The 2,717-nt window shown below is 39.6% G+C and carries 2 protein-coding genes and 1 pseudogene; 1 reads left to right on the forward strand and 2 read right to left on the reverse strand.

Annotation, left to right across the window (positions count from 1 at the left end):
- Positions 1 to 1,579: FAD-binding oxidoreductase (locus tag BQ7314_RS15635; RefSeq protein ID WP_217423863.1), on the forward strand; the 1,579-nt coding region annotated here is incomplete at its 5' end.
- Between the two features lie 16 nt (positions 1,580 to 1,595).
- On the opposite strand, the gene BQ7314_RS15640 is transcribed toward BQ7314_RS15635, so the two are convergent.
- Positions 1,596 to 2,141 (reverse strand): hypothetical protein, encoded by a 546-nt coding sequence (locus tag BQ7314_RS15640; RefSeq protein WP_174484620.1) that lies wholly within the window; start codon positions 2,139 to 2,141, stop codon positions 1,596 to 1,598.
- Positions 2,142 to 2,146: 5 nt separating this feature from the next.
- Positions 2,147 to 2,593: pseudogene (locus BQ7314_RS15645) on the reverse strand (HupE/UreJ family protein); the annotation flags it as partial.
- Positions 2,594 to 2,717 lie beyond the last annotated feature (124 nt).

Raw genomic sequence — 2,717 nt, forward strand, 5'->3', positions numbered from 1 at the left:
TGTCTTGTCTCAATTCAACCAGTGTATTGCTATCCGTTACTTTCAGAGGTTATGCACTTATTATACGAATTCAGGTATGTTAAATGTTTTAATCAAATATCGCGGCTTATTTGTCGTCCTATTTGTATTACCGACATCCTTGATTTTTAAAGCCTATATGAGCACCCGAAATCGCTTAGTTTTTTGGCTAAACAGTGCGCCAGATAAACATGCTGATAAAATTAAAAAAGTACAACAACAAGTACTAGCTTGGCAACAAAAAACCGGCGGTAAAATCCCGATGTGTACTGCTAGACCCGGCTGGCAAGCAATGTCACACAAACAAGGAAATTATAAAAAAACCCATTATCAAGTTGATGTTAACTTAATGGACATTTTAGATATTGATGAGAAAAAAGGTACGGTACGCCTTGAGCCTATGGCTAATATGGGACAAATCTCCGCTCTGTTAAAACCCTTAGGCTGGTCTTTAGCTGTTATTCCTGAATTAGATGCCTTAACCGTTGGCGGTTTAATTAATGGCTTTGGTATTGAGTCTAGTTCTCATAAATACGGCCTATTTCAGTCTATTTGCGAAAGCCTAGAGATTGTCACTGCTGATGGTGAATTAGTTAAATGTTCAAAAGAAGAAAATAGTGAACTATTTTATGCAATTCCTTGGTCTTACGGCTCACTAGGTTTTCTAGTCTGTGCAGAAATTAAGATCATCCCTAGCAAAGATTATGTACAGCTGACTTATATCCCCTTTAAGAGTAAGCACGCCTTTATAAAGCGCTTTACTGAAGAATCCTTAAAACCCACTAATGAGGCGTATGATTTCATTGAAGGAATCATGTACTCAGAGCAAGAAGCCGTTTTAATGCTGGGCAATTTTGCAGATAAAGTACCTTCAAGAAAAACTAAAAATGCCATCAATAATTTCTGGAAACCTTGGTTTTATAAATATGTCCATGCCATCTTAAAACAAGACAAAGAGCAAGAAGAATGGATTCCTTTACGTCATTATTATCACCGCCACACGCGCGCCCTATTCTGGGAAATGGCGCTTATCATCCCCTTCGGTAACAGCCCTTGGTTTCGCTATCTATTAGGCTGGATGTCACCACCCGAGGTCTCTTTATTAAAACTCACGGATGCTGAAGCAGTACACAAACTCTATGATACTCACCACATGGATCAAGACCTCTTATTGCCTCTTTCTAATTTGGATAAAACTCTCTCCTATCTTAAACAAAAAGTGGACTTTCATCCTTTATGGCTTTGCCCTATGCGCGTCTTCGATACGCCGATACGCGGCATGGTTAACCCACAACCTAATGAACAAATGTTTGTTGATGTGGGTATTTACGGCGAACCCAATGTAGAGAATTACAACTCTAAAGAGACCACTCGTAAGTTAGAAGCTTTGATGCGCAAGATGGGTGGCTTTCAAGCTCTATATGCTGATACCTTTCAGACCCGTGAAGAATTCCGTGAGATGTTTGATCATACCTTGCTCGATCAATTACGCGTGCAAACGAACGCTACAAAAGCCTTTCCAGAACCATACGACAAAGTCTCACGTGCAGCAAGAACTTAATTTTCGCAGCAACACATTAAATCAAACCTTTAATCCGATACTCTCCTTTGGTTTTCAATGTCACAATAGCGGGTTTTGAACTTTCATTTTTCCAGTACCAGCCATGTGTTCCAGTAAATGGCGCAACTAGTACACCTTCTGCTTTATTGGCTATATTTTCTTCGTAGCTTTTAAAATACCCCGTTTTATTACCGGCTGGTTCGCCATGAAAATCAAAATATAATTGAGCACCCTCACTTACCCATGCATACGCCATTTCAGCCTGCTGATTCAGGTAGAGCTTATATTCCAGGTCTGAAGCTGCTGGAATCGTAATCATCACTATACCTTGCCAATCTAGCAGTGCATTACCCGTCGGACAGGCAAGCACAGATTTCTGATTTTGTTCTATTGGTTTAGCCAATACAGTCAAGCCTAGAGCCTTACCTAATCCTGTTGGGTCAATCGCATATTCAGCGGGCCCAACAATCGCTATTAAAACAAAAAATGCAAGGAAGGCAGCACTTATTATACTGATAACCAGCGTTTTTAAAGGTTGCACAGAAATTTTTGTTTCACTCATAAATATTACACTGCCATGATAAAGCCAGCCATTTGATAGCCAAATAAAATTAAACCACTGCTCATTAACAAAGTATTGGTGATGACAGAAAAACTGTAATAACTGTCAAAACGCCGCCAAATATTCAAAACCAATAAAATAAACAATAAGGCAAAAATTTGCCCTAGCTCAACCCCGACATTAAAAGCCAGTAGGTTTTTCCATAGATCTTGCTGTGGTAAGGCAAAATCTTGTAATTTTGTCGCCAGCCCCAAGCCATGAAACAAGCCAAAAATCAAAACGGCCGCCTGAGTATTGGGCTGAAAACTCAATAGTCGCTGAAAACCGCCTAGATTATCAAAACCTTTATAAACAACCGATAAGCCAATAATGGCATCAATTAAATAAGCATTAACAGCCACATCACCTAGCACGCCTAAAAACAGCGTGAGGCTATGACCTAAAGTAACCAGCAATTCTCAATTTAGGATTTCTCATATTTCTGGTATCGGAATTTCTAGCCCTCTCAGCATAAATTCCAGTAATGATTGCCAGCTATCAAAGTGCATGTAACGAGTAAGCGCCCTTATATCATCA

This window comes from methanotrophic endosymbiont of Bathymodiolus puteoserpentis (Logatchev), from assembly GCF_900128525.1.
Lineage (GTDB): Bacteria > Pseudomonadota > Gammaproteobacteria > Methylococcales > Methylomonadaceae > Methyloprofundus.